General features: G+C 64.9%; 25 protein-coding genes. 12 read left to right on the top strand and 13 right to left on the bottom strand.

Annotated elements, in window-relative coordinates; all coding sequences use genetic code 11:
* Window positions 1-95 precede the first annotated feature (95 nt).
* Window positions 96-1481: a serine hydrolase domain-containing protein gene (locus JQ591_RS20775; protein ID WP_211397846.1), complete on the top strand. Its 1386-nt coding sequence runs from the start codon at window positions 96-98 to the stop codon at window positions 1479-1481.
* Here the strand turns inward: JQ591_RS20775 and JQ591_RS20770 are convergent.
* Entirely contained in the window at window positions 1471-3060 is a 1590-nt protein-coding gene (locus tag JQ591_RS20770) for a S10 family peptidase (RefSeq protein ID WP_211397845.1), read from the bottom strand. The genes JQ591_RS20775 and JQ591_RS20770 overlap by 11 nt on opposite strands.
* 257 nt (window positions 3061-3317) lie before the next feature.
* Between JQ591_RS20770 and JQ591_RS20765 the strand changes: the two genes are divergently transcribed.
* The 3 genes from JQ591_RS20765 to JQ591_RS20755 all read left to right on the top strand — a co-directional run bounded on the left by JQ591_RS20765 (window position 3318) and on the right by JQ591_RS20755 (window position 5341).
* The gene (locus JQ591_RS20765) at window positions 3318-4097 is read left to right on the top strand and encodes an NAD kinase (protein ID WP_211397844.1); all 780 of its coding nucleotides are present in this window, start codon (window positions 3318-3320) and stop codon (window positions 4095-4097) included.
* A gap of 88 nt (window positions 4098-4185) precedes the next feature.
* Window positions 4186-4731, top strand: a complete 546-nt coding sequence (locus JQ591_RS20760; RefSeq protein WP_008133731.1) for a response regulator — start codon at window positions 4186-4188, stop codon at window positions 4729-4731.
* A gap of 31 nt (window positions 4732-4762) precedes the next feature.
* On the top strand, window positions 4763-5341 hold the full coding sequence (locus tag JQ591_RS20755) for an Hpt domain-containing protein (protein ID WP_211397843.1): 579 nt from the start codon (window positions 4763-4765) through the stop codon (window positions 5339-5341).
* Between the two features lie 159 nt (window positions 5342-5500).
* Here JQ591_RS20755 and JQ591_RS20750 read toward each other — a convergent pair whose 3' ends face one another.
* The 4 genes from JQ591_RS20750 to folE all read right to left on the bottom strand — a co-directional run bounded on the left by JQ591_RS20750 (window position 5501) and on the right by folE (window position 9194).
* Window positions 5501-6676, bottom strand: a complete 1176-nt coding sequence (locus JQ591_RS20750; RefSeq protein ID WP_211397842.1) for a DUF2336 domain-containing protein — start codon at window positions 6674-6676, stop codon at window positions 5501-5503.
* 207 nt (window positions 6677-6883) lie between these two features.
* Window positions 6884-7963, bottom strand: coding sequence for a lytic transglycosylase domain-containing protein (locus tag JQ591_RS20745; protein WP_211397900.1), 1080 nt, complete (start codon window positions 7961-7963; stop codon window positions 6884-6886).
* An 88-nt stretch (window positions 7964-8051) separates the two neighbouring features.
* Window positions 8052-8474 (bottom strand): phosphoribosyl-AMP cyclohydrolase, encoded by a 423-nt coding sequence (hisI, locus tag JQ591_RS20740; protein ID WP_106944629.1) that lies wholly within the window; start codon window positions 8472-8474, stop codon window positions 8052-8054.
* A 27-nt stretch (window positions 8475-8501) separates the two neighbouring features.
* On the bottom strand, window positions 8502-9194 hold the full coding sequence (folE, locus tag JQ591_RS20735; protein ID WP_211397841.1) for a GTP cyclohydrolase I FolE: 693 nt from the start codon (window positions 9192-9194) through the stop codon (window positions 8502-8504).
* Between the two features lie 241 nt (window positions 9195-9435).
* Here folE and JQ591_RS20730 point away from each other — a divergent pair, with 241 nt between their 5' ends.
* Window positions 9436-9897 (top strand): iron-sulfur cluster assembly scaffold protein, encoded by a 462-nt coding sequence (locus tag JQ591_RS20730; RefSeq protein ID WP_211397840.1) that lies wholly within the window; start codon window positions 9436-9438, stop codon window positions 9895-9897.
* Between the two features lie 59 nt (window positions 9898-9956).
* On the opposite strand, the gene JQ591_RS20725 is transcribed toward JQ591_RS20730, so the two are convergent.
* Window positions 9957-10856: a hypothetical protein gene (locus JQ591_RS20725; protein WP_211397839.1), complete on the bottom strand. Its 900-nt coding sequence runs from the start codon at window positions 10854-10856 to the stop codon at window positions 9957-9959.
* Between the two features lie 242 nt (window positions 10857-11098).
* Here JQ591_RS20725 and yidD point away from each other — a divergent pair, with 242 nt between their 5' ends.
* Window positions 11099-11443, top strand: a complete 345-nt coding sequence (gene yidD / locus JQ591_RS20720) for a membrane protein insertion efficiency factor YidD (RefSeq protein ID WP_211397838.1) — start codon at window positions 11099-11101, stop codon at window positions 11441-11443.
* 85 nt (window positions 11444-11528) lie between these two features.
* Window positions 11529-11741, top strand: coding sequence for a hypothetical protein (locus JQ591_RS20715; RefSeq protein ID WP_211397837.1), 213 nt, complete (start codon window positions 11529-11531; stop codon window positions 11739-11741).
* Between the two features lie 8 nt (window positions 11742-11749).
* On the opposite strand, the gene JQ591_RS20710 is transcribed toward JQ591_RS20715, so the two are convergent.
* The 3 genes from JQ591_RS20710 to JQ591_RS20700 are packed head-to-tail and all read right to left on the bottom strand — an operon-like array spanning window position 11750 to window position 14593.
* Entirely contained in the window at window positions 11750-12706 is a 957-nt protein-coding gene (locus tag JQ591_RS20710; RefSeq protein WP_211397836.1) for a PDR/VanB family oxidoreductase, read from the bottom strand.
* Window positions 12703-13224, bottom strand: a complete 522-nt coding sequence (locus JQ591_RS20705) for an MOSC domain-containing protein (protein WP_211397835.1) — start codon at window positions 13222-13224, stop codon at window positions 12703-12705. The genes JQ591_RS20710 and JQ591_RS20705 overlap by 4 nt, the downstream gene beginning before the upstream one ends.
* A 55-nt stretch (window positions 13225-13279) precedes the next feature.
* Window positions 13280-14593, bottom strand: a complete 1314-nt coding sequence (locus JQ591_RS20700) for an MFS transporter (protein ID WP_211397834.1) — start codon at window positions 14591-14593, stop codon at window positions 13280-13282.
* Between the two features lie 356 nt (window positions 14594-14949).
* Between JQ591_RS20700 and JQ591_RS20695 the strand changes: the two genes are divergently transcribed.
* On the top strand, window positions 14950-15513 hold the full coding sequence (locus tag JQ591_RS20695) for a helix-turn-helix domain-containing protein (RefSeq protein WP_211397833.1): 564 nt from the start codon (window positions 14950-14952) through the stop codon (window positions 15511-15513).
* Between the two features lie 21 nt (window positions 15514-15534).
* On the opposite strand, the gene JQ591_RS20690 is transcribed toward JQ591_RS20695, so the two are convergent.
* Together JQ591_RS20690 and JQ591_RS20685 are read right to left on the bottom strand one after the other, a co-directional pair.
* On the bottom strand, window positions 15535-16749 hold the full coding sequence (locus JQ591_RS20690) for a hypothetical protein (RefSeq protein ID WP_211397832.1): 1215 nt from the start codon (window positions 16747-16749) through the stop codon (window positions 15535-15537).
* Between the two features lie 2 nt (window positions 16750-16751).
* Window positions 16752-18119: an APC family permease gene (locus JQ591_RS20685; RefSeq protein WP_211397831.1), complete on the bottom strand. Its 1368-nt coding sequence runs from the start codon at window positions 18117-18119 to the stop codon at window positions 16752-16754.
* A gap of 328 nt (window positions 18120-18447) precedes the next feature.
* On the opposite strand from JQ591_RS20685, the gene JQ591_RS20680 reads away from it, so the two are divergent.
* Window positions 18448-19785, top strand: a complete 1338-nt coding sequence (locus JQ591_RS20680) for an alpha/beta hydrolase (protein ID WP_211397899.1) — start codon at window positions 18448-18450, stop codon at window positions 19783-19785.
* A gap of 172 nt (window positions 19786-19957) precedes the next feature.
* Window positions 19958-20284, top strand: coding sequence for a GrlR family regulatory protein (locus JQ591_RS20675; protein ID WP_211397830.1), 327 nt, complete (start codon window positions 19958-19960; stop codon window positions 20282-20284).
* 30 nt (window positions 20285-20314) lie between these two features.
* Here the strand turns inward: JQ591_RS20675 and JQ591_RS20670 are convergent, their stop codons facing one another.
* Together JQ591_RS20670 and JQ591_RS20665 are read right to left on the bottom strand one after the other, a co-directional pair.
* Window positions 20315-20704 carry a hypothetical protein gene (locus JQ591_RS20670; RefSeq protein ID WP_211397829.1) on the bottom strand — a complete coding sequence of 130 codons (390 nt, stop codon included), beginning with the start codon at window positions 20702-20704 and terminating at the stop codon, window positions 20315-20317.
* A gap of 92 nt (window positions 20705-20796) precedes the next feature.
* The gene (locus tag JQ591_RS20665; RefSeq protein WP_211397828.1) at window positions 20797-21969 is read right to left on the bottom strand and encodes an MFS transporter; all 1173 of its coding nucleotides are present in this window, start codon (window positions 21967-21969) and stop codon (window positions 20797-20799) included.
* Window positions 21970-22155: 186 nt separating this feature from the next.
* Here JQ591_RS20665 and thrS point away from each other — a divergent pair, with 186 nt between their 5' ends.
* Both thrS and JQ591_RS20655 read left to right on the top strand, forming a co-directional pair.
* Complete coding sequence (gene thrS / locus JQ591_RS20660; protein WP_211397827.1) at window positions 22156-24237, top strand: threonine--tRNA ligase; 2082 nt, start codon at window positions 22156-22158, stop codon at window positions 24235-24237.
* Window positions 24238-24330: 93 nt separating this feature from the next.
* Entirely contained in the window at window positions 24331-24894 is a 564-nt protein-coding gene (locus JQ591_RS20655; RefSeq protein WP_211397826.1) for a nitroreductase family protein, read from the top strand.
* Window positions 24895-24919 lie beyond the last annotated feature (25 nt).

Below are 24919 nucleotides of genomic sequence, written 5' to 3'. Positions count from 1 at the left end.
GAACGATGCGAACGGGCACAACCTCAGGGTTGTGCCCGTTCCGCTTTCTCGGCTAGCTTCCCGCACCAAATCTTTTCCACGCAAATTGGTGCGCAATGGACAATTGGCTGCGATCCGCGATCGACTACATCGGCTCCTGGATCGAATTCCAGCAGACGACGTTCCAACAGCCCGGCGTCATCGTCGCATTCGCCCATCGCGGCGAGGTCGTCGCCGAGCACGCGTTCGGCCTCGCCAATCTCGACACCGGCGAGAAGCTCACCCCGCGCCACCGCTTCCGCATCGCCTCGCACTCGAAGAGCTTTACCTCGGCCGGCATCATGAAGCTGCGCGAGCAGCGCAAGCTCCGGCTCGACGACACGATCGGCCAATATGTCGGCGGCCTGCATCCGCGCGTCGCCGAGACGACGATTGCGCAGGTGCTCTCGCACAGCGCGGGGCTGACGCGCGACGGCGCCGATTCCGGCCAGTTTATCGACAGCCGTCCCTATCTCCACGCCGGGGAGCTGCTCGCGGAATTGAAGCGGCCGACCGCGATCGAGCCGGGCATACGCTTCAAATATTCCAATCACGGCTTTGGGCTGATCGGTCTCGTCATCGAAGCCGTGACGAAGGAGCCCTACCCGGTCTGGATCAAGCGCGAGATCATCGAACCTGCGGGCCTGCGCGAAACCGAGCCGGACGCGCCGCTTCCCAAGGGCGCGTCGTTCGCGCGCGGTCACACCCGCAAGCTGCCGTACGGGGAGCGATGCGTGATCCCCGGCGACAATCCCGCGCACGCCATGGCATCCGCCGCCGGCTTCGTCGCGACCGCCGCCGATACGGCCCGCTTCTACGCGCAGCTCGCGCCCAATGCGAAAAAGAGCGTGCTATCGGTCGCGAGCCGCCGCGAGATGACGCGAAACCATTGGCGCGTCCCGCAAGCCTTCGAAGGCTATTACGGCCTCGGCGTCAACGCCGGCAAGACCGACGGCTTGGACTGGTTCGGCCACGGCGGCGGCTTTCAAGGTTACATCTCCCGGACCTGCTCCATCCCCGCTTGCGAGCTCGCGATCAGCATCCTCAGCAACTCGATCGACGGCGCGGCGCCGTTCTGGATGGACGGCGCACTGCAGATCCTGCGCGTCTTCCAGAGCCGCGGCGCACCCGACCGGCGCGTGCGCGACTGGACCGGCCGCTGGTGGACGATCTGGGGCGCGACGGACTTCGTGCCGGTCGGCAACCGCGTGCTGATCGCCAATCCGCAGTTCAACAATCCGTTCATGGATGCCGCCGAGATCGAGGTCACCGGTCGCGACACCGGCAAGCTCGCCTGGGCCGCCGGTTACTCAAGCCATGGCGAACCGGTCCGCCGCGTCCGCGACAAGCGCGGCAAGGTCAGCGACATCTGGATCGCCGGTGCCAATGTGAAGCCTGCAAGCGTGGTCGCCCGCGAGATCGCGCGCCGATATCCACCACGCAAACGCCGGCCTATTCCCTGATCATTCCCTCGACCTCGCCCCGAAGCGCCTGGCGCGAGCCGTCGCGCGAATAGAACATGTGGCCGCCGGGATAGACGACGAACTTGACCCGCTGTGTTGCGAAGGCCGGCAACTGGTCGAGCACCCGCTTCGATCCGAAATAGGGCGTGGCGAGATCGAACAGGCCGTGCGCGACCAGCACGTTCAGCTTCGCATCCGTGGCGAGGATCTGGCGCAGCTCGGATACCGACTGCGGCGGGTTGATGCCGCGGCCGAAATCCCAGTGGCCTTCGACGGCGCCGTTCAACACCTCGTAGGAGCCATCGGGCCGCCAGTTGAGCTTGTGTGTCAACAGGTCAACCGCCGCACTCGTCAGCGGCGCCTGCAGCGCATCGCCGGAGGGATCGCCGAACCGCGAGCTGCTCGAATCCGGATAGGGATCGAAGCCGCGCACCGAGGCATCGTAGCGTCCCGTCACCTTGCCGTTCTTGCGGTCGAATTCGCGGCGGAATTCGCCGACGTCGAAGCGGCCGGCAAGCCGGCGGCTCACCGCCTGGTCGATGCCGGTGAGCTCGGCGACCTTGTCGGCAAGACGATTGGTCGCCTCCTTGTCCACCTCGCCCTTGACGAGGTCGGCCAGGAATTCGCCGCGCGCGTAAGCCTCGACGTCGGCGAGATCGGCGCGCTTAGTAGTCCCCTTGTCTGATTGCTTGGCCGATTCCTTGGCTTCGCGCGCCACCGCGACATAGCTCGGCAGCGTCGCGACATATTGCAGGAGGCTGGTGCCGGTGAACTCGCGGAAATCCAGGAGCGGCGACACCAGGATCAATCCCCTGACACCGACGCCATGCTGGAGCTGCAACTGGCGCACCACCTTCGGCCCGCGAATGCCGCCATAGCTTTCGCCGGCGACGTATTTCGGCGAGGTCAGCCGGTCGTGCTTCTCGAGCCAGCGGCGGATCACCAACGCGATCGAATTGACGTCGCCGTCGACGGAGTAGAACGACTTACGCGCGTCCTCGCTGCTCGCGACAAAGCGGCTGTAGCCGGTGCTGACGGGATCGATGAAGACGAGATCGGTGAAATCGAGCCAGGTCTCCGCGTTCGGCTTCACCTCGGGCGAGGCGGACGGCGACAGAGCTTCGCCATCGAGCGGCAGCCGCCACGGCCCGGCCGCGCCGAACTGGAGCCATGCCGAAGACGCACCGGGCCCGCCGTTGAACAGGAACGTCACGGGGCGCGTCGCGCGGTCGGCGCCGTCGACCTCATAGGACGTATAGGCGATGTCGGCCAGCGGCTCGCCCTTGCCGTCGAACACGCGGATCGATCCAGCGGTCGCAGCGAAGTTGAGGGTACGGCCGGGAAGATCGAGCGTCTGCTTCGTGGTCGAATCCGACGGGAGACGGTGCGGCTCGGCGGATGACGATGAATTCTGCGACGCGCTTTGTGCGCCGCCGCCGCGCCCGCCCTTCTGTCCGGCTGCCGCCGCATCGGAGCGCGGCTGCGGCGGATCGTCCGCACGGGCAAATCCTGCGAGCGCGAAAGCCGACACCGCCAGCACCAGGGTCGCGCGGCGGAGCGCCGGCATATTCATGGCCATGATCGTTCTCCCTGCCCGGCTGCGACAACCGGTGCGGATCACAAGGCTAACGCGGAATTGCGACGGTTTGGGGGATCATGGGTCCAGCGGCGCCTGAAGAGCCCGGTTGGGCACAAATCGACCCGGTTTTGTCCTCAAATCGGGATGGGCCGTTGCCGGTCCCCCTTGAAGGGCGGTCATCCTCGACAATCGAGGCCCAGGTCGTATAGACGAGCCCGGCGGAACTTTCTCCAGCCAGCGGCCCTGCCCCGGAAGCCATGACCAAGCCAGTGCGATACGACCGGATCGCCTTCGTCGCCAGCGCGAGCAGCGAGGCGCAAGCAGCCTTCGGCCAGCTCACCAGGGACTATGGCAATTGCGATCCGAAGGAAGCCGACATCGTGGTCGCACTCGGCGGCGACGGGCTCATGCTCCAGACGCTGCATCAGAACATGCACACGGGAAAGCCGATCTACGGCATGCACCGCGGCACCGTCGGCTTCCTGATGAACGAGTACTCGACGGTCGACCTTCTGGCCCGGCTCGAGGCGGCGCAGGAATCCGAGATCAACCCGCTCCTGATGCGCGCGACCGACGCCAACGACCGCGTCCACCTGCATCACGCCATCAACGAGGTCGCCCTGTTCCGGCAGACCTACCAGGCCGCGCGCCTGCGGATCCTGATCGACGAGCGCGAGCGCATGTCCGAGCTGATCGCCGACGGCATCATGGTGGCAACGCCGGCCGGCTCGACCGCCTATAACCTGTCCGCCCAGGGACCGATCCTGCCGATCAACGCCGCGCTCCTGGCGCTGACGCCGATCAGCGCTTTCCGCCCGCGACGCTGGCGCGGCGCGCTGCTGCCGAACACGGCTTATGTCGTGATCGAGGTGCTGGAGGGCGACAAGCGCCCCGTGGCGGCGGTCGCCGACCACGACGAGGTGCGCGACGTCCGCCGCGTCGAGGTGCTGTCCGACAGGACCATCTCGATGCGCATGCTGTTCGACCCCGGTCACAGCCTGGAAGAGCGCATTCTGCGCGAGCAGTTCGGCTCCTGAGCCGCCTCGCCAGACTGCCGATCGCAACCCTTCATTAACCCCCGGCGGGATATGGTTAACGAAAGTTGACCGCTCCGGCCCGGGCTCCATGTTCCGCATCGATTTCAACAAGCTGCGTTTCCTCGTCTGCGACGACAATCCGCACATGCGCCGCATCCTGCGGACGCTGCTGCATTCCTTTGGCGCGCGTGAAGTCTACGAGGCCGAAGACGGCGCCACCGCGCTGGAAATGTACAGCCACTACGTGCCCGACATCGTCATCACCGACTGGGCGATGCCGATCTTCGACGGGCTCGAGCTGGCGCAGATGATCCGGCAGCCGGAATCCAAGGGCAATCCTTACGCGCCGATCATCATGCTGACCGGCCATTCCGAGAAGCGCCGCGTCACGGTGGCGCGCGATGCCGGCGTCACCGAATTCCTGGCCAAGCCGATCTCGGCCAAGGGGCTCTACCAGCGCATCCTCAACGTGGTCGCCAGTCCCCGCCCCTTCATCAAGACCAAGACCTATTTCGGACCGGACCGGCGCCGCAACACCAACTCCGCCTATATGGGCCCCGAGCGCCGCGTCGGCGAAAAGCACGAGGTGCTGCAGCAGCCCTCGCTGCTCGACAAGGCTCGCTCCTCCATCTAGCGCAACGTCTCTCACGATCGAGGCCGACATCATGGCGAAGAACAGCGCAAGAGACATCGAGATCACGGCCTTCGCCACGCATCAGATTATCACGCAGCCCAATCCGCTGCGGTCGGTGCTGCGCCGCGTCGAAGAGAAGGACATGGATGATCCGATCGGCCGCGCCGAACAGGCGCTCGCGGGCCTCGCCAGCGAGTTCAAGGACTGGATGGCGACCGAGATCAACCGGCTGTCGGCCGCCTACGTCGCCATCCGGCACGACGGCTTCACCAAGGACAGGCGCGACGAGCTGTTTCACGCCGCACACGACATCAAGGGCGATGCCGCCACCTTCGGCTATCCGGCGGCGGCGGGGGTAGCCGAGAGCCTGTGCCGCGTCATCGAGCACGCGCCCGATCTCGAAAAGGTGCCGGCCGAGCTGTTCACGCACCACATCAACGCCATCCTCGCCATCGTGCACGAGAACACGAAGCTCGACAGCATCAGCGTCTCCGCCGAGCTCAGCCGGCGCTTGCGCAAGGTTGCCGACGACTATCTCGCCGACGTCAACCGCGACCGCCCCGAGCATCTCGAGGTGATCCTGGCGCCGAGCATCGCGCCGGCGGGGTAGCAATAGGCGTCGTTCCGGCGAAGGCCGGAACCCATACCCACCAGCGGAAATTGTTGCAAAAGGCGTCGGCCATCTCGCTTCGCTTGCGAGACCTCGCGGTATGGGCCCCGGCCCCCCGTGCGCAATTGCGCACTAGGCCGGGGCGACATAAGCGACAATTCAGGCCGCGATCAGGTCGTCGTACACGGGATCGACCGCATCATCCGCGACCAACTCGTCGCAGAACAGCCTTGCCTCTTCTCGCGCGGACTCGGTGGCGAAGCGGCGCAGCAGGACCATCAGCGGCTCGGTCGCACCGCGGTCGGTCTCGCAATGGGTGAGCACGCGCTCGACCATGCGGCGGCGCAACCGCGCCGCCTTGTCGTCGCTGTCGACGAAGCCTTGCTCGTGGCAGGCATCGAGCGCGACCTGGAAGGCCGCAAACGTCGCCTCGGGAAGCCCGGCGCGGCGGAGCAGCGCGTGCAGGCTATTGCCGCCGCGATCGTGCAGCAGCGCCGACACGCGCGCCAGCGGCAGGTCGGCGAGTTCAGCCAGCGCCGCATCGAACAGGTCGAGATTGCTCGACAGCAGCGCGCGCAGAATGAGACCCGCGGTGAGCTGGCCGGTGACGCGCAGGTGCCGAACAAGACCTTCCATGTCCTCGCCGCGCGAGCGCGCCGCGATGTTCATGGTGGAGCGGTCACGCGCCTCGGTCGCGATGCGCTCGGCGCGGTCGGCGCTCAGCCAGTTCCGGGCCACGACGAATTGAGCCAGCGTCTCGGAGAGTTTTGCCACCAGCGCGGCGCGCGTCGCGGACGGCAGATCCTCAAGCACCAGCATCGCCTCGCGGATCGCGGCGAGATGGCCGTGACGCTCGACGATGCGATCCCAGGAGAACGGCGCAAGCTCGGCATGAGGATTTTCGATCAGCTCGAGCGCTGCCGCCGCGCAGCCGACTTCGGCAATGGCGGCGCAGACCGATACCGGCAGCGCGATGCGGCGCGCGACCGCGCACTGCACCTCGTCGTTGCCGGTCGCGACGATGTCGACGAGATCGGCGTCGATCAGCAACGGAGAATGTTCGAGCACGGGCAGCGCGACGGTCGGCTGGTCCGCCGACAGCGCCCGCACGATCGACGCCGGCGCCTCGGTGCTGCGCGCAAACGCCTCGGCCATCGCCTGCCGCACCAGCGGCGAGGGATCGTCGAGCAGCATCAGAAGCGCGCCTTCGGCGGCAACCCGGTCGTCGTGGGAGAGGTCCGAGATCAGCCAGGCCCGGGCCAGCGCCCGCGTTGCCTCGGCCCGCTCGCCGGCGGGCGCCGTCCTGATCCAGTTGATGAACTGCCGAACAATCATGGTGCTTCCGGCTTACGCAACGAAGACGAAGCGGTGACGGCTTGTCACCTGCAACACAAAATAAACCACGACGCTTAACAAAGCGTTCACCATAACTGGCTGGTTTTATTGACGTTTTGTTAAGGGAACAAAGCCGGCCTGTTCACGCGCCGGGCTGTGCGCCGCAGCGTTTCACGCTGCGACGCGTCCGGGACACCGGAGCGCGTATCAGCTTGAGAACGTGCCGCTGCGATCGCTGAAGAGATCAAGCGGCTGCGGCGGCCGAACGTCGGGCGTCGCAGATGCGGCCGAGGTCGCGGGTGCGGCCGAGGTGAGCGAGGTGTTGTTGCCCCATAATTTCTGCACGGTCGTCGAGACCGGCTGGGTGGCATCGCCGGGCTGATAGATCGAGCGAAACACCGGCGTGCTCGGTGCATTGTCCGCGACCGTCGTTGGCGCCGTCGCGCTGACCGGCGTCACCGCGCGGGTGTTCGGAAAGGTCTGGAGATACGCGGCATTGTCGATCAGAGGCGCGGCAGGCTGTACGCCGTTGGCGCTCGCGACCTGCGTGGTCGACGGCGTGCCGCCATACATCGCCATCGCACTGCGGGTGGTTTTCGAATTTGCCGCGCTTGCGTAGCGTGCATCCAGCACCGAATAGACCTCGGAGACGCTGCGCGCGCGACCGTCCCTGGCGTAGAAGATCGAGCGATTGGCGGACGCCGCGTTGGGAAACAACCGCGCGCCGACGGCTTGCGGATTGTCCTCGGCATTGGCGATCAGTTTCGCGGCGCCGCCGACGCCCATGAAATGCGCCATATAGAGCTCGCTGTCGGACGGCCTGCGGCCGAGCAGGCCGGTGAGCTTGAAGCTGTTGGACTGCGTCAGCGCAGCCGCCATGCTGGAGGCGGCCTCCGGATCGTCGCGCAGCTTCATGATCGACCGCTTCATCGCGGGATCATCGACGGTGTAGGTCCCCGACGACGTCCTGGTGATGGCGTCGGAATAGTTGCCATAGCCGAGCTGGGTGCCCGCTTCCTTCACCGTGCCGAGCCAGGTCTGGTCGATGAACTGGTAGAGTCCGTGCGCCGACGACGTGGTCGCACCGGCGCTCGCATCGAAATCCGATTCCATCTTGGCGGTGGTCAGCATGTACTGGAAGCTGACGCCTGCGACGTTCGAGGCCTGCTTGATCGCACCGGCGACGCGTGCCCGCGACGGATCGAGAACCGCCGTCTGAGAGGCACTGGAACTGTCGACCGACATGATGAAGTGCCCGCCCCGCGCGGCGTTGAGGGGCGCCGGCAATTCGGCGCCCTGTCGTTTCACCGTGGGACAGGTATGGTTAATGCGGGGTTAATTCGGCCGCCAGCCCCGCCCTCCGCATGACGGCGAGCTATTTCTTGTACACCGCGTCCGGATCGAACAGCCTGTCGGCATCGACGAAGACGAGCCTGGCGCCGCCGTCTTCGGCCTCGACCTTGCGGTAGAAGCAGGACCGGCGGCCGGTGTGACACGCCGCGCCGATCTGCTCGACACGGATCCAGACCGCATCCTGATCGCAATCGGTGCGGATCTCGACCACGCGCTGGGTCTGACCCGAGGTCTCACCTTTTCGCCACAAGGCATTGCGCGAGCGGCTGAAGTACCAGGCCTCGCCGGTCGCGATGGTCTTGCGCAGCGCCTCGTCATTCATGTGCGCGACCATCAGCACGTCGCCGGTGGCGACGTCGGTCGCGACGACCGTTACGAGCCCGGCCGCGTCGAATCTGGGAAGGAAGGCGAGACCTTCCTCGGTCTCATGGGAGTGAGCGGACACAACGCCCTCGCCGGTCTATTCGCGAGGTCAGCGCTGCAGGCCTCGCACCAGGGACAGAAAACGAGCCTGCTCCGCCGGATTGTCGCGGAACATGCCGGTGAAGCGGCTGGTGAAGGTGGAGGCGCCATGCTTGGCGACGCCGCGCACCGACATGCAGGTATGCTCGGCCTCGATCAGCACGGCGACGCCGCGCGGCTTGAGGATCTCGTCGATCGCCGCCGCGATCTGCGCGGTCATGTGCTCCTGGGTCTGGAGCCGGCGGGCGAAGATGTCGGTGAGGCGCGCAAGCTTCGACAGGCCGACCACGCGTTCCACCGGCGTGTAGGCGATGTGCGCCTTGCCGTAGAACGGCATCATGTGATGCTCGCATTGCGAGGTGAACTCGATGTCGCGCACAAGGACGAAATCATCATAGCCGGCGGTCTCGCCGAAGGTGCGATCGAGCACCTCGGCCGGGCACTGGTGGTAGCCCTGATAGAGTTCGTCGAAAGCCTCGACCACGCGGCGCGGCGTGTCGAGCAAGCCCTCGCGGTTGGTGTTCTCGCCAATATAGGCGAGCAGCGTCTTCACCGCCTGCTCGGCCTCGGCGCGCGCGGGGCGCGGCTGGTCGGCGCGGACGGCGGCAGCGAGGAATTCGGAAGGATCAAGCTCCGCCGAGCGGCTCTCGGGCTGCTTATCGGATGGCTTGTTGGGGCGGATGGATTTGATTGCAGCGTCCATGTCTACTCCGTTCGACGGCCTTGCGGCCGGAGTGTCACCGGCAGACGGGGCGGCGAGCCGCCGGACGCCTGTAGAGAACAGTTTTGACGAAAAAGGCCCTTGGGTCATCACGCTGGCAGCGCAGATCTGCAAGACCGCCGGCGCACCGCTGGGCTGTTTTTCCGCCAGTTCCAGCACTATATAGGACCACGGACGCCACCCGCCAAGGCCGATCGGGTGAGGAAGTGCTGGACTCCATCACATGCTGAACGACATCTATAACAAGCGGATCATCGAACTGGCTGGGAATATTCCGCGGCTCGGGCGGTTGTCGGATCCCGATGCCACCGCGACCGCCCACTCCAAGCTGTGCGGCTCGACCGTCAAGATCGACCTCAAGATGGAGGGCGACAAGGTCACCGACTTCGCCCATGACGTGAAGGCCTGCGCGCTGGGACAAGCCTCCTCATCCATCATGGCAAGTCAGATCGTCGGATCGACTGCGAGCGAACTCCGTGAGTTACGCGAAACTGTTCGCAAGATGCTGAAGGAGAACGGCGCGCCTCCTGAAGGCAAATGGGAAGAGATCAAGTTCCTCGAGCCGGTCCGCGACTACAAGGCGCGCCACGCCTCAACGCTCCTGACCTTCGATGCCGTGGTCGATGCCATCGGTCAGGTCGAGGCGAAGGCGAAGGCGAAGCAGCCGGCTGCGGCGCAAGGCTGATTCCGGAGACTGATTCCCGGCTCGTCGCTGGCCCGGACATAAAATCAGAGATTCGAAGGCTACTTCTGCGACGCCGTGGCCGGCGTGGCCACGCCACCCGTCGGCACCAGAGCTTCCGCCGTCTTGGTCGATTTGGCAGGCTGCTCCGGTTCCGCACCGAACCTCGCCTGGGTCTTGGGTGCAAACTCCGCCATTGCCGGCGCGGAGATGTCGACATGCGGCAGCACGTCGGCCACGAGATCCGTCGTCACGAGATTGGTGACCTTGAGCTCGCCTGCATCGAGCTCGTGCAAATCTTCCCACGGCGGGACGCTGAGCGCGAGCGACAGCAGATCGCCGGCACCGCCCATGTCGAACGTGTATTTGGCGAGCCGACCGATGTCGCGCTCCACGATCATCAGGTCCTGCGCGCTGTAGCTCGCCGCCTTGGCATCGTCGGCACGATCGCCCATCCAGATCTGGTGGACCCGGACATGGGCCGCTTCCGGCACGTAGCGCTTCTTGCCCGCCAGCAGCAGGAACACGCACATGGATTCGCAATAGGCCTCAGGCGCGACCGCCGGACGGGCCGACTGCCCGCCGCGGTTCTGAACGCTGATGCCGACCGTGGTCAAAAGTCCGAGATTGCGGAAGCGCCTGCCGAGCGTGATCGCGTCGTTGACGGAACCGCCACTGGAATCGAGCACCACGGTAGCGCCGCCGAGCTGGCGCCCGCGGGAAAACTCCTCGAAATCTCTGGGCGTATCAGCGGTGATGATGCCGATCGCACTGACCCAGCCGCGGCAATTCGGCTCGCAGGCGACCCAGCCGAACTTCATCGGCAGCTTGCGCTCTTCGAGGGCAGCTCCGGCTCGGGCTGACGACCCGAATGTCGCGACGGCGCCAGCCAGCACGACCCCACAAGCGGCGGTTCCCACCAGCAACCAGCCGCGAAGATTGAGCGCCTTCAGAGATTTCAAACTGGTCCCTTCCCCAAGCCCCACTTGCGCGATTATCGCCGCTTCGCGCTCGATGAGTCGACCATACAGACGTATGTTTCCACGGGTGTCACAAAAATGGTATCCGGGGGAATACAGCTCGTCCACAGGTACTTGCTGCACTGCCCCCAAAAAGCACGTAAAATATGGCGTACAAACAACAACTTACAGTTCCCTGCGCCGGAACCGTGCAAAACCTCGCCCACGATCGCAGCAAAGCGCCCATGAAGCATTCAGCCTGCGAGCACTGTTCCAACCCCGTCTCGGGCGCGCTCCGGCTTCCGCGCAGATTCGGCCTCGCTCTGATCTGGCTCTACCGCCACACGCTCTCGCCGCTGGTCGGCTACAATTGCCGGCACCTGCCGACCTGCTCCGTCTATGGCGACGAGGCGATCGAGCGGTTCGGGCTGTGGGCCGGCGGCTGGATGACGCTGGCGCGCCTGCTCCGCTGCAACCCCTTCGGCACCTCGGGCATCGACAACGTGCCCCTCACCGCGCCACAAGGCGCACGCTGGTACTTGCCTTGGCGTTACGCCCGCTGGCGCGGCGTCAACGCGTCCCAGGCATGATGCGGCGCCTCATGCGTCGCTACCTTGAGTGGAACCGGAATTCTCCCCTCGCGTTGATGTGATGCTCCCGCGGGAGGAAACAACAATGCGCTGGAAAATCAGCCCTCATTTTCACTTCAGGCTTGGACCGGATTCCCGGGGGGCTTCGAGAGGCCACGATCCCAGAACCCTCGACATGCTCGCCATCATCGCCCTGCTGGTGCTCGTGGTCGGCTCCGGCTGGTATCTGGCGACGAGTCTTGCCACCCCCCAAAGCACGACGGCCTTCATCGTGCCGAGCCAGAGCGTGCACTGGTAGGCTAGACTTTAGAGGTCCAGCACCAGGCGGTCCGCGTCCGATCCGGCGACGCAGACCATGAGAAAGCGTTCGCGCTCATACGGCGACAGGACGCGATCGCGGTGCACGGGCTTGCCCTCGATCCAGCCGACCTTGCAGGCGCCGCAGATGCCGCCGCAGCAGGACGTCGATATATCGATGCCTCCTTCCTGCAAGGCGGCCAGCATGGTCTGGCCGGCGCGAACCTGGATTTCCGTCCCCGTACGCGCCAGCGACAGCACGAATGGCTTCGCGTCGGGGTCGATCACCGGTGGCGGCGCGACGAAACGCTCGATGTGAACGTTGGCTGCGGGCCAGGCTGCGGTCATGCCCTCGAACGCGTCGGTCATGCCTTCCGGCCCGCAGCAGGCGACCATCGTCTGCACCCCGACCTCTCCGACCAGCGACGCCAGATCCGGACGCCCGGCCGAGGACGTGCGGTGCACGACGACACGCCCCGCTTCGATCAGCGGCGCGAGGTGGGCGGCAAGCGGCACCTCCTCGCGCACGATGAGGTGCAGCACAAAGTCTGCATTGCCAATCTGCAGGAGGTGACGTGCCATCGACAGGAACGGCGTCACCCCGATGCCACCCGCGACGAACACATGGCGCACTATGTCCGCACCCGGCTCCAGCCCGCCGCGCGGCAGTGACACCCCGATGACATCACCTATGCCAACCTCGTCGTGAAGCGCGCGCGAACCGCCGCGCCCATCGGCCTCGCATTTGACCGCGATGACGTAACGCGTGTTGTCGGCGGGCTCGTTGCACAGCGAATAGGTCCGGACGAGACCGTTCGGCAAATGCAGATCGATGTGCGCGCCGGGCTTGAACGGCGGCAGGTCCCAACGGTCGGGATCGGCCAGCGTGAACACCTTGATCCCCACACCGGCCCCTTCGATGCCGGCGACAACCGTCTTGATCGTCGTTATGGGCCGCGCGCTCATGCCGCGTTCCGCACGGTGTCGCCGACCCTGACGATGCCGCCTTGCAATATCCTGCAGTTGAGGCCCGAGCGGTTGATTAGCGGATCGAAGATCGCCTTGCCGGTGATCTCCTCGATATGCCGGCATGGAATCGATAATCGGGTTGCTTCCAGCAAGGTCTCACCTAACCAGAAGCGGCGGCCGACCAGGTGGTTCAACGGCACGCCCTCGACCGTCACGTTGCGGCGATGCTCCTCGGGACCGAGTTCGATTCCCGCGTCGCGCTTGAGCGCGACCAAGGTTTCGAGCTCGAACAGGGTGACCTGCCGGCCCTCTTCGGGCTTGTGCGAATAAAATCCTTCCTCGCGCCCGATCATGTAGCGGTCGCCCTCGATCCCTTGGCCGGCGATGAGAACGAGCTGCTCCATCGCGCGCATTGGCAGGAACGCGCGCGGGGCAAGATGGAGGAAGCGGACCAGGCCAGTCCAGCCGAGGCGTGCTATACTATCGGCCGAGCCGGCGTCTATCTGATCGAGCATGACAAAATCCTTGTGAGAAGCGATGGCGCGCCGCCAGCAGCGGCGCGCCGCGGGATCAGGTCAGTTCCTTGTTCGCCATTTCCGGCGCGAACGTGGTCGCGGTCGCCGTGATAGCGGCGCAGCCAATCAGCAGCAGCGACACCGGCCAGGTGGCGCCGCCGCTCCAGGCCATCAGAGCCGCCGCAATCAGCGGCGTCAATCCGCCACTGATGGCAGCGCCGACCTGAAACCCGAGCGAGGCGCCGCTATAGCGCAGCCGCGCGGAAAACAGCTCGGAGTACCAGGGCGCGCCGATGCCGAACATCACCATCTGCCCGAAAGTAATCGCGACCACGATGGTGCAGATGACGATGGTGGGATCGCGGGTGTTGAGCAGCCAGAACAGTGGAAAGGCAAACAGCGCCGAAAACAGACAGCTCGCATAGAACATTTTTTTGCGGCCGGCGATGTCGGACAGCCAGCCGAACAGCGGAATGGCGAGCAGCGCGACCAGCGATGCCGCGAAGGCGCCATTCAACACCACCGTACGCGACAAGCCAAGATTCGCCGTGGCGTAGGACATCACGAACACGCCGCCGATGCTGGCATAGGCGATCTCCGAGATCTTCAGCCCGACCGCGGTAAAGAAAGGCCGGCGGTGATGCCTGAAGATCTCGACCAGCGGCAGACTTGCGACCTCCTTTTTAGCCTGGACCTGACGGAAGGCCACGGTCTCTTCCATGTTGAGGCGGATGTAGAGACCGACGCCGACGAGGAGGATCGAGATCAGGAACGGAATGCGCCAGCCATAGGTCATGAAGTCACTTTCCGGCAGGCTCGCCACCAGCGCAAACATGCCGATCGCGGCAAGATTGCCGATGGGATTGCCGATCTGCACCATGCTGCCGAGCAGGCCGCGGCGGTGCGTCGGACAGTTCTCCACGACCATCAGCACCGCGCCACCCCATTCGCCGCCGAGGCCAATGCCCTGGAGGAATCGCAGGCCGATCAGGAGCAGCGGCGCGGCGATCCCGATCTGCTGATAGGTCGGAAGCAGGCCGATCAGGAAGGTGCCGATGCCCATCACCATGATCGTGATCGCAAGCATCGCCTTGCGGCCCACCCGGTCGCCGTAGTGACCGAAGATCGCGGCGCCAAGCGGCCGCGCCAGAAAGCCGACCGCATAAGTGCCGAAGGCCGCGATGGTGGCGAGCGTGGGATTGCCGGCAGCGAAGAAGACCTTGTTGAAGACCAACGCGGTCGCCGTGCCGTAGATGAGGAAGTCGTACCATTCGACCGCAGTGCCGATCACGCTCGACCACACGATCCGCCGCAAGCTCGCCGCCTCGTACGGCGCTACGTTCAGGGTTACGTCGTCTGCTACGGTCATCGATGTCTCCAAAAAGTACCGGCGCCAGGGGAAGCAGTTGAGTTCTGTCCACGGAGCCCATCGGCAGCTCGGACGGTAAAATCGATCATGTTTACTGTAGGAAATCAACGACGCGGAACGCGGCAAATGCCGCACGGAGCGGCAGAATGCGCTAAATGCACTATTTTTGAGCTAGTTTATGCGATATACCAGAGTCCCTGCTTACAATATCCGCGCCCTCGCTCCAAATTTCTGCGCATGAGTTTTCCTTCGGAATACACTCGCGCGTAGGCGGAAGGGACCGCGTCCCCCCGACGGACTGGCAGTCGGGCGACATCTGTTGCAAAAGAGACATCAGCAGTTCGGGAGACTCATGCGTGCTTGATGTCAGCAAAGCGGCAGCCGTCGGGGCCAATATTCGCCAGGCGCGGATCGCCAAGGGCCTGACACTGAATCAGCTTGCCAAGCAGAGTGATCTCACGCGCGGCTACATCTCGCTAGTCGAGCGCAACCTGAAGATCCCTTCGCTCGCCGCCCTGCTACGGATGGCAGCCGCGCTCGAGGTCAACGTCGCGAATTTCTTCGACCCGAACGCCGAGCCCGCGCCGCGCTACACGCTGTTCCGCCGTGAAGGCGGCGACGTGCCGCTGTTTCAGGACACCTTTGGCGTGGTACCACTGGCAACCGGCCGCACCCGCAAGATGATGGAGCCGTTCCTCCTCAGCCCGCCGCACAAATCGGCGACGCGCGCCTCGCATGCGGGCGAGGAGTTGCTGTTCGTTATCAACGGCAAGATCGCGATCAAGCTCGACGGCGAAGAACTCGTCCTCGGCAAGGGGGATTGCCTGTACTTTTCAGGCGAGACACCGCATGAGGTCAGGAGCCTCGGCCGGCAGAAGGCGGAGGTCCTGGTCGTCGTCGCCCAGAGCCCTGCGGCGTAACGCCGGGCCTTAGCACCAGGCTTAGCGGGACCAGAAAAAGCGCCCGGGCGGCGGCGGGACCGGCTCGGGCGGACGTGGCCGCTTCGGACGCGGCGGTTTTGGCGATGGCTCGGCGGATGAGGTGGTCTCCGCGCCCGGCGCCGTCTCGCTTCCCGGCACCCTCACCGACAACAGCAAGTTCGACTCGTGCATCCGCCAGCGATAGCCGACCCCGAAATCGATCGGCTGGGCGCGCGTGAACAACGCGGCGTAGCGTTCCTGGTAGCGGCCGGGGAATTCGCCGATCGGACCGAGATAGCGGCCGAACGGGAAGAACCGCCATTGCCGCGCGTTGTAGTTCGAAAGCGGAATGCCGGAATCGTCCTGGACGATGGTCGCGCTGTTGGCGAGCAACCAGTCGCGCGCGACGGTGAAGTTGCCGGAGTGCAGCAGATAGGACGCACTCTTGATCAGGCTGTTGCCAGGGCCGAGCGTCTCGCAGAACTTCAGGAAACCTGCCGCGCGCGCCCCGGAATTGGAGAGATCGGTCGAGAAATAATACAAGGTGCGCGCTTCCCCATCGCTGCCGGCGAAAGTGATGCGGGCGCCGCGCGTCGCGTTCGGTCCTGGATTATCGTTGCCGACATGCATCCCGCCCTTGTCGTCGAGCGCAACCATCTCGACATTGCGGATGGTCTTGCCGGAGCGGACGAGGAAGACATAGAGGATCGGCAAGGTGCCGTTGACCTGGTTGGCGTGCAGGTCGACCTTCATTTGCTTGGTGATGAAGAAGGAAAAACTCAGGATCGAGCCGAGCGAGCGCTCGACATTATAGAGCGCGGCGCCGACCGAACCGCGCGACAGCCGGGTCAGGTCGGGCACCGCACCGACCGGCTCCAGCGCGCCGAGCACGTAAGTGCTGGCCTTGGAATAGAAGGCGTTGGCGTAGAGGAAGTCGGGGCCGCTGAACAAGTAAAACATGGTCGGCCTGGGCGCCGCCAGATTGACGTCGGCCCAGTTGCGGATCTTCGATAGCTGGCGCTGCTCGAGCTGGGCGAAGGCGCCGTCGAAGAACCTCGCGTGACGCTGCCAGCCCGGGTCCTTCGTGAGCGGCACCAGCGGCGAATCCGCCGAAGGTTGCATGCCCGCGAGGAAGCGCGCGGTGTCGTCGAAGGTTGCGTCGGCGGCACGTGCCGACGAGACGGCCGCAGCCAGCAAGGCGAGAGCGACGGCCGCAATTCTCATGGGTCGAAACATGTCTATTCGCGATGTGATGAAGTGCCAGCAGCGACCGGCCGCCTGCGGAAAACAGCATAAATCAACAGACCCGAGAGCATGACGAGCATCCCCGACAGCGACTGCACGGGCCGCTCGGTCAACAAATAGTACATCATGAACGCGGTCACGAGCAGGAAAACGAGCGGCGTGAACGGGTATCCCCAGGCGCGATAGGGCCGCGGCAAATCGGGATCGGTGATACGCAGCTTGATGACGCCGGCGACCGTGAAGAACGAGCAGAACAGCAGCGCGAACTGGATGAAGTCGAGCACCGCCTCGAAGCTGCGCGTGAACAGCAGCAGATTGGCGACGGCGAGCTGAAACAGGATGGCATAGGCCGGCGCGCCGCGCACCGATCTCCGCGAGAACACGCGCAGCGCCGGAATATCCTCCCCCATCGTCATCATCACGCGCGGGCCGATCCACATCATCGCGCTGATCGAGGAGATCAGGCCGAAACAGATCATCGCGCCGACGATCCGGCCGCCGAGACTGCCGAAGATCGCGCTGCCGGCGACGCTGGCGACGTCGAGCTGACCCGCGAGCGCGCCGACCGGCGTGGAATAGAGAAACACCGCATTCAGCGCGACGTACAGCACGAGCACGATCAGCGTGCCCGCGAGCAGCGCACGCGGCAGGTCCCGCTGCGGCATGTTCATCTCGCCGATGATGTAGGTTGCGGCATTCCAGCCCGAGAACGAATACATCACGAATACGAGCCCGATCGCGAAAGGCGCGCTGACGATATGCGCGAGATCGCCCGCCTGCGGCGTGAAGGCGATCGGCTGCGGCACGCCGACGACGAACCCGGCAACCAGGAAGGCAACGATCAGCACGACCTTCAGGATGGTCGAGATCAACTGGAACGTCGAGGAGTGCCTGACGCCGGTCAACTGCACGAGCGAGACCAGCCACACCACGGCGATGGCAAGCGGGATCGGCGGCAGATCGGGGACGACCGATTTGGCGTATTCACCGAAGGCCATCGCGGCGAGCGCGACGGGTGCTGCAAAGCCAACCGTCGCCGACACCCAGCCGGCGAGAAAGCCGAAGGCGGGATGATAGGCGCGGCCGAGGAAATTGTACTCGCCGCTCGAGCGCGGAAACATCGCACCGAGTTCGCTGTAGGAGAACACCCCGCACAGAGCGACGATGCCGCCGACGGTCCACAGCAACAGGATCGAGAAGCCCGAGGGGATGTCCTTGACCTGGAAGCCGAGGCTGGTGAAGACGCCGACCCCGATCATGTCGGCAACCACGATGGCGGTTGCGACCAGAACGGTGACCCCCGACCCGCTTCCGGTCAGCCGGCCGGTCCAGGGCGTAGTACCCGCATCTGATGCCGTCATCGGGTTCCTCAACCTCAGGCGTCACGCCTCCTGGGAAGCATCGTGCAGTTTGGTCCAGTCAATTCAAGCAGGGTTAACAAGGGCTAAATGAGGCAGGACAGATCGGTACTTGGACACCAGTAATGCACGGTCCGGGGCGATAAACCCGCGCAAACACCGGGATATCCCGTTTCCCTTCCCCACAATCACGACACGATTGCGTGGTCCTTTCGAGCGTTCCGGATGTGGGGAAGTTTCTCCGGACACTTAACGTCACCTAAACGCCCATCGGCTCAATTGCCTAATGATTGCCGATGGACTTGTGGTCATGACTTGGGGTCATGAGTGGATGGTCGGGGCCGTTCCGAAACTGAGAGCTCACATTCGTGCCGACCGGACGACGTCCGGCGCGCGCGGTCGTGCGCTTCGGATCGCTCTGATCTCAGCCTTGGTGCCGTTGTCGCTGACGCTGGTTCAATGCGGCAAGGCGCCCAATCCGGCAGCGCTCGCGGCGAACTCGCAGGCCAACGTCCAGACCAACGTCCAGGTCGTTGCGAAGACGAACCAGCAAGTCGCAAGCAGCGACACCTTCGAGGATCGCTTCCCGGCCCCCCAGTTCAGGGAGCGCTTCCCATCCGCGAGCGAGGGTTTTCTGCAACGGCAGATGTCGGACTTCTCACCCAAGCGCGCCGTGCAGCAGCAGCCACAGCCGGAGCAGGCGCCCTACAGGGTCGCTTCGCTCGCGCCGCAGGCCCCCTACCAGCGGCCGGCGCGCGAGGACCTGACGACGCTCGTCAGCATGAAGTCGTCAGCCTTCCCCTATTTCGGCAACAACCCCGCCTCCGACGCGCCGTTCCTCAACATCTCCAAGGGCGACCGTCGCGGCCACCGCAGCTATTCCGGGCGCGTGTTCTGGCAGGACGAGACCTACAGCGATAACCGCGTCCTGATGCACGTGCCCGAACATTTCGACGTGCGTAAGCCAGGCGTGATCGTGGTGTTCTTCCACGGCAATGGCGCAACGCTCGAGCGCGACGTGCGCGACCGACAGCTGGTGCCGCAGCAGGTCACCGATTCCGGCGCCAACGCCATCCTGCTTGCGCCGCAAATGGCGGTAGACGCCGCCGATTCCAGCGCCGGCAAGTTCTGGCAGGCCGGCGGCCTCAAGCGCTTCCTGGAAGAGTCCGCGAACCATCTCGCCCGGCTCACCGGCGATCCCAACAGCGCCCGCGCCTTCGCCAACATGCCGATCGTGATCGTCGGCTACAGCGGCGGCTTCCTGCCGACGGCCTGGAGCCTCGAGGTCGGCGGCATCAGCGACCGTGTCCGCGGCGTCGTGCTGCTCGACGCCGTCTACGGCGAAATGGACAAGTTCGCCTCATGGATCGAGAGCCACCGCTCCGGCTTCTTCGTCAGCTCCTACACCCGCTACACCGCGCGGCGCGACCGCGAGCTGATGAGCACGCTGCGGCAGAAAGGCATCACCGTCTCCGAAGACATGGACGGCCCCTTGCGTCCGGGCAGCGTGGTGTTCGTCGAAACCGGGGACGGCATCACCCATCGCGACTATGTGACCCGAGCGTGGACGCGGGATCCGCTCAAGGACGTGCTGGTGAAGATGTCGGCGACGCCATCACTCGCGCTCACGCGCGTGGCCTCCACCAATCCGTCCGCATCGAGCCGGTAAGCTCGCGATATTGCGCCGGTCGGTATTTGGCTGCGCGGCCTCCAATTCTCTCAGGCCTTGATCAAAATGTGATGTTGATGGCCGATGTCTCCGGGGCCGACCGGATTGCTTCCGCTGGCAACAATCATAGTTTGCCGGCCAAGTTGCATTTGGAATTCTGCGGGGACAGGCAGTGCGTCAGGGACTCTACAAGGTCGACTTCCACACGGTTCACGGCGCGGGCTGCGGCGTCGTCTACGTGACGGAGGGCAAGATGCGCGGCGGCAATTCCGCTTTCGCGTTCATCGGCACCTACACGGGCGAAGGCGACAGGATCAAGGTCAAGATCTCGACCGAGCGCCACAATGACGACCCGTCCTTCAAGGCGCTGTTCGGCGTCGACCGGATCACGCTGACGCTCGCCGGCCGGGAGGATGGCGACACCGCGGAATTCGAAGGCACCGCACTGCAACTGCCGGGCGTTGCCTTCAGGGCCGTGCTGAGCCGGATCAGCGACTGACCGTCCGGCTCCCAGACCTTGCTATCTGCCTCAGGTTTTGGGCAGCTTCGGAATGCTCTCGGCAAAGCCGTTGAAGCAGGTCAGCCGCTCGTCCTCTTCCTTGAAGAAACGGCAATCGGCGTAGCCCTTGGCCTTCGCCGGCTTCGGCTTCGGCGTCGGCGCGATCACGGCGTCGTAGCAATTGAGCCGGTCCTTGGTGCCGTCATCGAGGTCGAGGCAGGCCTGGAGCCGCGCTGCGATCGATTGCGGCTTGCCCTTCGGCGCCGCAGCCGGCTTGGCCGCAGCCTCCTTGGTCCCCGCCTTGGTACCCTTGGGCTTGACCTGCACCAACGGCTTGTCCCCGACCATTGGTGGCTTGTCGGCTTGCGCGAAAGCGGAGGCTGAATAGAGCACCGCGGCAACCGCCAGAATCATCCTCATCTCAGTCAACTCTCTTTGGTCCCCATGACCGGCCTTCTAGCGCCCCGGCGCGCGGTTTGCCAAGCACCTTGCGCACACGAAAACGCTTCCGTTCAGGCCGGGGCGGCAGCTGCCGGCCGGGGCCGGGTCAGGACCACCAGGATCAGCGCCAGCACGACGAAACCGACCGCGACGAAGCCGAGCGTATGCAGGAGCTCGTGGGCGAACAGCAGTCCGCCGACGGCAGAGCCGACAGCCTGGCCGATATAGAGGACGGAGGTGTTGAGTGCGACGGTCGCCGATGCCAGCGACGGTGCGGCCGAGACTAGCCGCACCTGCTGCATCGAATTGGTCGAGGCAAAGCCGAGGCCCCAGATCACGACCGCACCCGCCATCAACACGAGCGTGCCGGCGCCGAGCGCCCAGCCCGTGAGTCCTGCAAGCAGCAGGCAGGTGAACAATAGCGAGGTGCGATAGGGTCCCGAGGTGTCGACGATGCGGGTCGCGATGACAACGCCGAGGAAGCCGCAGACGCCATAGAGAGCGAACACCATGCCGATCGCATCGGGCCCTGCGCCGGTCAGCTTCTTGAGCAGCGGGCCCATGAAGGTGAACACCGCGAACTGCCCGGACATCTGCAACATCGTGATCGCAAGCAGCAGCAGGATCGTTCTGTTGCGACCGACGGCGCTCCAGGTTTTCAGATCCACCCGCGTGCCCTTCAATCCCGCCGGCAGCCGCATCAGCAACAGCAGGAAGCTGAGGCAGCCGAGCGCGCCGATCTCGCCATAGGCCGCGCGCCAGCCGTAACGGCTGGCGATGAAGGTGATCAGCGGCAGGCCGACGGCGGCAGCCAGCGACCAGCCGAGAAAGATGTAGGCAATCGTGCTGCCGCGGCGCTCCACCGGCACGATCAACGCCGCCGTGCCGGCGGCCTGCGGCGTGTAGAGCGCGCCGACCGCGAGCATCACCAGGCGGATGACGAGGAGGCTTGCATAGTCGGGCGCAAAGGCGGAGGCGAGATTGCCAAAAGCGAGCACCGCCAGCGTCGTGGTGAGCAGCGTCCGGCGCTCGATCCGGCTGGTGAGCCAGGCCGTCAGCGGCGAGCCTATGCACAGGATGATGGCGCCGAAGGTGATCAGGAGCGCGGCCGCATGGATGCTGACGTCGAGCCCCGTCGCCAATTCCGGCAGCATGCCCGCCGGGGCCAATACCGAGCAGCCGGTGACGAGATTGCCGAGCATCAGGGCGGTTGGCGCGAAACGGCCGGCACGTGCATTTTCCATGCAAACGCATGTAGAGCAGACCTGCGACCAGTTAAAGGGCGTTGCCCGGAATAGTTCGTGGGGCGCCCCGGCTTTTGCGCGCCACTTTCTTGGAAATGCCGGATTGCGCAGGCCGAATCGCCTGATATATCGCTCGTTCCCGCTTACCTGCGCTCGTTCGCAGGAGTGAGCCTCAGGAGACATGCAATGACCGACCAGCCCAAGGACCAATCCAAGGACCAATCCAAGTCCGAGCAGCCCAAGTCCGAATCCGGCTTCCAGTACAGCCTCAGCAATCTGAGGCCGGTGACCCCACCGGAAAAAATCACTCTCACCTTCCCGGACGGCGCCCGGCGCGAATACGCCAAGAGCATCACCGGCCTCGAGATCGCCAAGGGCATCTCGCCGTCGCTGGCCAAGCGTACGGTCGCGATGGCGCTCGATGGCGTGGTCTCCGACCTCGACGATCCCATCGAAGCCGATGCCAAGATCGAGCTGATCAACCGCGACGATCCGCGCGCGGTCGAGCTGATCCGCCATGACTGCGCCCACGTGCTCGCCGAAGCCGTGCAGACGCTGTGGCCGGGCACCCAGGTCACCATCGGCCCCGTGATCGAGAACGGCTTCTATTACGATTTCTTCCGCAACGAGCCGTTCACGCCGGAAGACTTTGCCGCGATCGAGAAAAAGATGCGCGAGCTCATCGCGCGCGACAAACCTTTTACGAAGGAGGTTTGGGATCGCGAAAAGACCAAACAGGTGTTCCGCGACAAGGGCGAGGCGTTCAAGGTCGAGCTGGTCGACGCCATTCCCGGCAACGAGCCGATCAAGATCTATTACCAGGGCGACTGGTTCGATCTCTGCCGCGGCCCGCACATGACCTCGACCGGCAAGGTCGGCAACGCCTTCAAGCTGATGAAGGTGGCGGGCGCCTATTGGCGCGGCGACAGCAACAACCCGATGCTGACCCGCATCTACGGCACGGCGTTCGCCAAGCAGGAGGACCTCGACGCTTATCTGAAGCAGATCGAGGAAGCGGAAAAGCGCGACCATCGCAAGCTCGGGCGCGAGCTCGACCTCTTCCACTTCCAGGAGGAAGGTCCGGGCGTCGTGTTCTGGCACGCCAAGGGCTGGACCATCTTCCAGCAGCTGATCGCCTATATGCGGCGGCGGCTGACCGGCGACTACAGCGAGGTCAACGCCCCGCAGATCCTCGACAAGTCGCTGTGGGAGACCTCCGGCCATTGGGGCTGGTACCGCGAGAACATGTTCGCGGCGCAGTCGGCCGGCGACGAGGCCGAGGACAAGCGCTGGTTCGCGCTGAAGCCGATGAACTGCCCGGGCCACGTGCAGATCTTCAAGCATGGCCTGAAGAGCTACCGCGACCTGCCGCTGCGGCTCGCCGAGTTCGGCGTGGTGCACCGGTACGAGCCGTCCGGCGCGATGCACGGATTGATGCGCGTGCGCGGCTTCACCCAGGACGACGCGCACATCTTCTGCATGGAGGATCAGCTTGCCGACGAGTGCCTGAAGATCAACGAGCTGATCCTGTCGACCTATGCCGATTTCGGCTTCACCGGCGATCTCACCGTGAAGCTGTCGACCCGGCCGGAGAAACGCGTCGGCACCGACGCGATGTGGGATCACGCCGAGCGCGTGATGGCGACGGTGCTGCGCGAGATCCAGTCGCAGAACAATCACATCAAGACCGAGATCAACCCGGGCGAAGGCGCCTTCTACGGGCCTAAGTTCGAATATGTGCTGCGCGACGCCATCGGCCGCGACTGGCAGTGTGGCACCACCCAGGTCGACTTCAACCTGCCGGAACGGTTCGGTGCGTTCTACATCGACCACGACAGCAGCAAGAAGCCGCCGGTGATGGTGCACCGCGCGATCTGCGGTTCGATGGAGCGCTTCATCGGCATCCTGATCGAGCACTATGCCGGCAACTTCCCGCTCTGGCTGTCGCCGGTGCAGGTGGTGGTCACCACCATCACCTCGGAGGCCGACGAATACGCCAAGCAGGTGCTGGAGCAGGTCCGGCGTACGGGACTTCGGGCCGAGATCGACCTGCGCAACGAAAAGATCAACTACAAGGTCCGCGAGCATTCGCTGGCCAAGATTCCGGCACTGCTCGTGGTCGGCAAGAAAGAGGCCGAGACGCAGTCGGTCTCGGTCCGCCGGCTCGGCAGCGACGGGCAGAACGTGATGACGACGGTGGAGGCGCTCGCGGCGCTGGTCGAGGAGGCCACCCCGCCCGACGTCAGGCGGGCGCGCGACGCGGCCTGACTTCTGAAATCGGTCTAAACTCGCTTTCGGTTGCGGGCGTGCATTCCTATGTGGGGACTGCAGGCCCGACGACCAGCCGAAGAGGAAACTGCAGTGCCCGACGCCATCGAACTCCTGAAGACCCGCCGCTCGGTCAAGCCGCGCGAGATGTCCGGGCCCGGCCCCTCCCCGGCCGAGCTCGAGACCATCCTCACCATCGGGGCACGCGTGCCCGACCATGGCAAGCTTGCGCCCTGGCGCTTCATCATCTTCGAGGGCGATGCGCGCCAGCGCGCCGGCGAGGTGATCGCGAAGGTGTTTGCCCGGAAGAATCCCGGCGCGCCGGCGGCCGATGTCGAGACCGAGCGCAAACGCCTCACGGATGCGCCGCTGGTGATCGGCATCGTCAGCTTCACCAAGCCGCATCCGAAGGTGCCGGCCTTCGAGCAGGAATTGTCGGCTGGCGCCAGCGTCATGAACATCGTCACGGCCGCGACCGCGCTCGGCTACGGCGCCTGCTGGCTGACCGGCTGGTTCTCGTTCGATCGCGACGTTCTGGATGGCCTCGGCCTCAAGCCGGACGAGAAACTCGCTGGCTTCGTCCATATCGGCAAGCCAATCAAACCGAGCGAAGACCGTCCGCGACCGGTCCTTTCTGAAATCGTGACGCGATTTTAATCGAAGGCGTGTTGACGCTTTCGAC

Origin of the sequence: Bradyrhizobium canariense, assembly GCF_018130465.1 — a bacterium.
In the GTDB taxonomy this organism is placed as follows: domain Bacteria; phylum Pseudomonadota; class Alphaproteobacteria; order Rhizobiales; family Xanthobacteraceae; genus Bradyrhizobium; species Bradyrhizobium canariense_C.
This window is presented reverse-complemented; position numbering and strand designations above follow the sequence as displayed.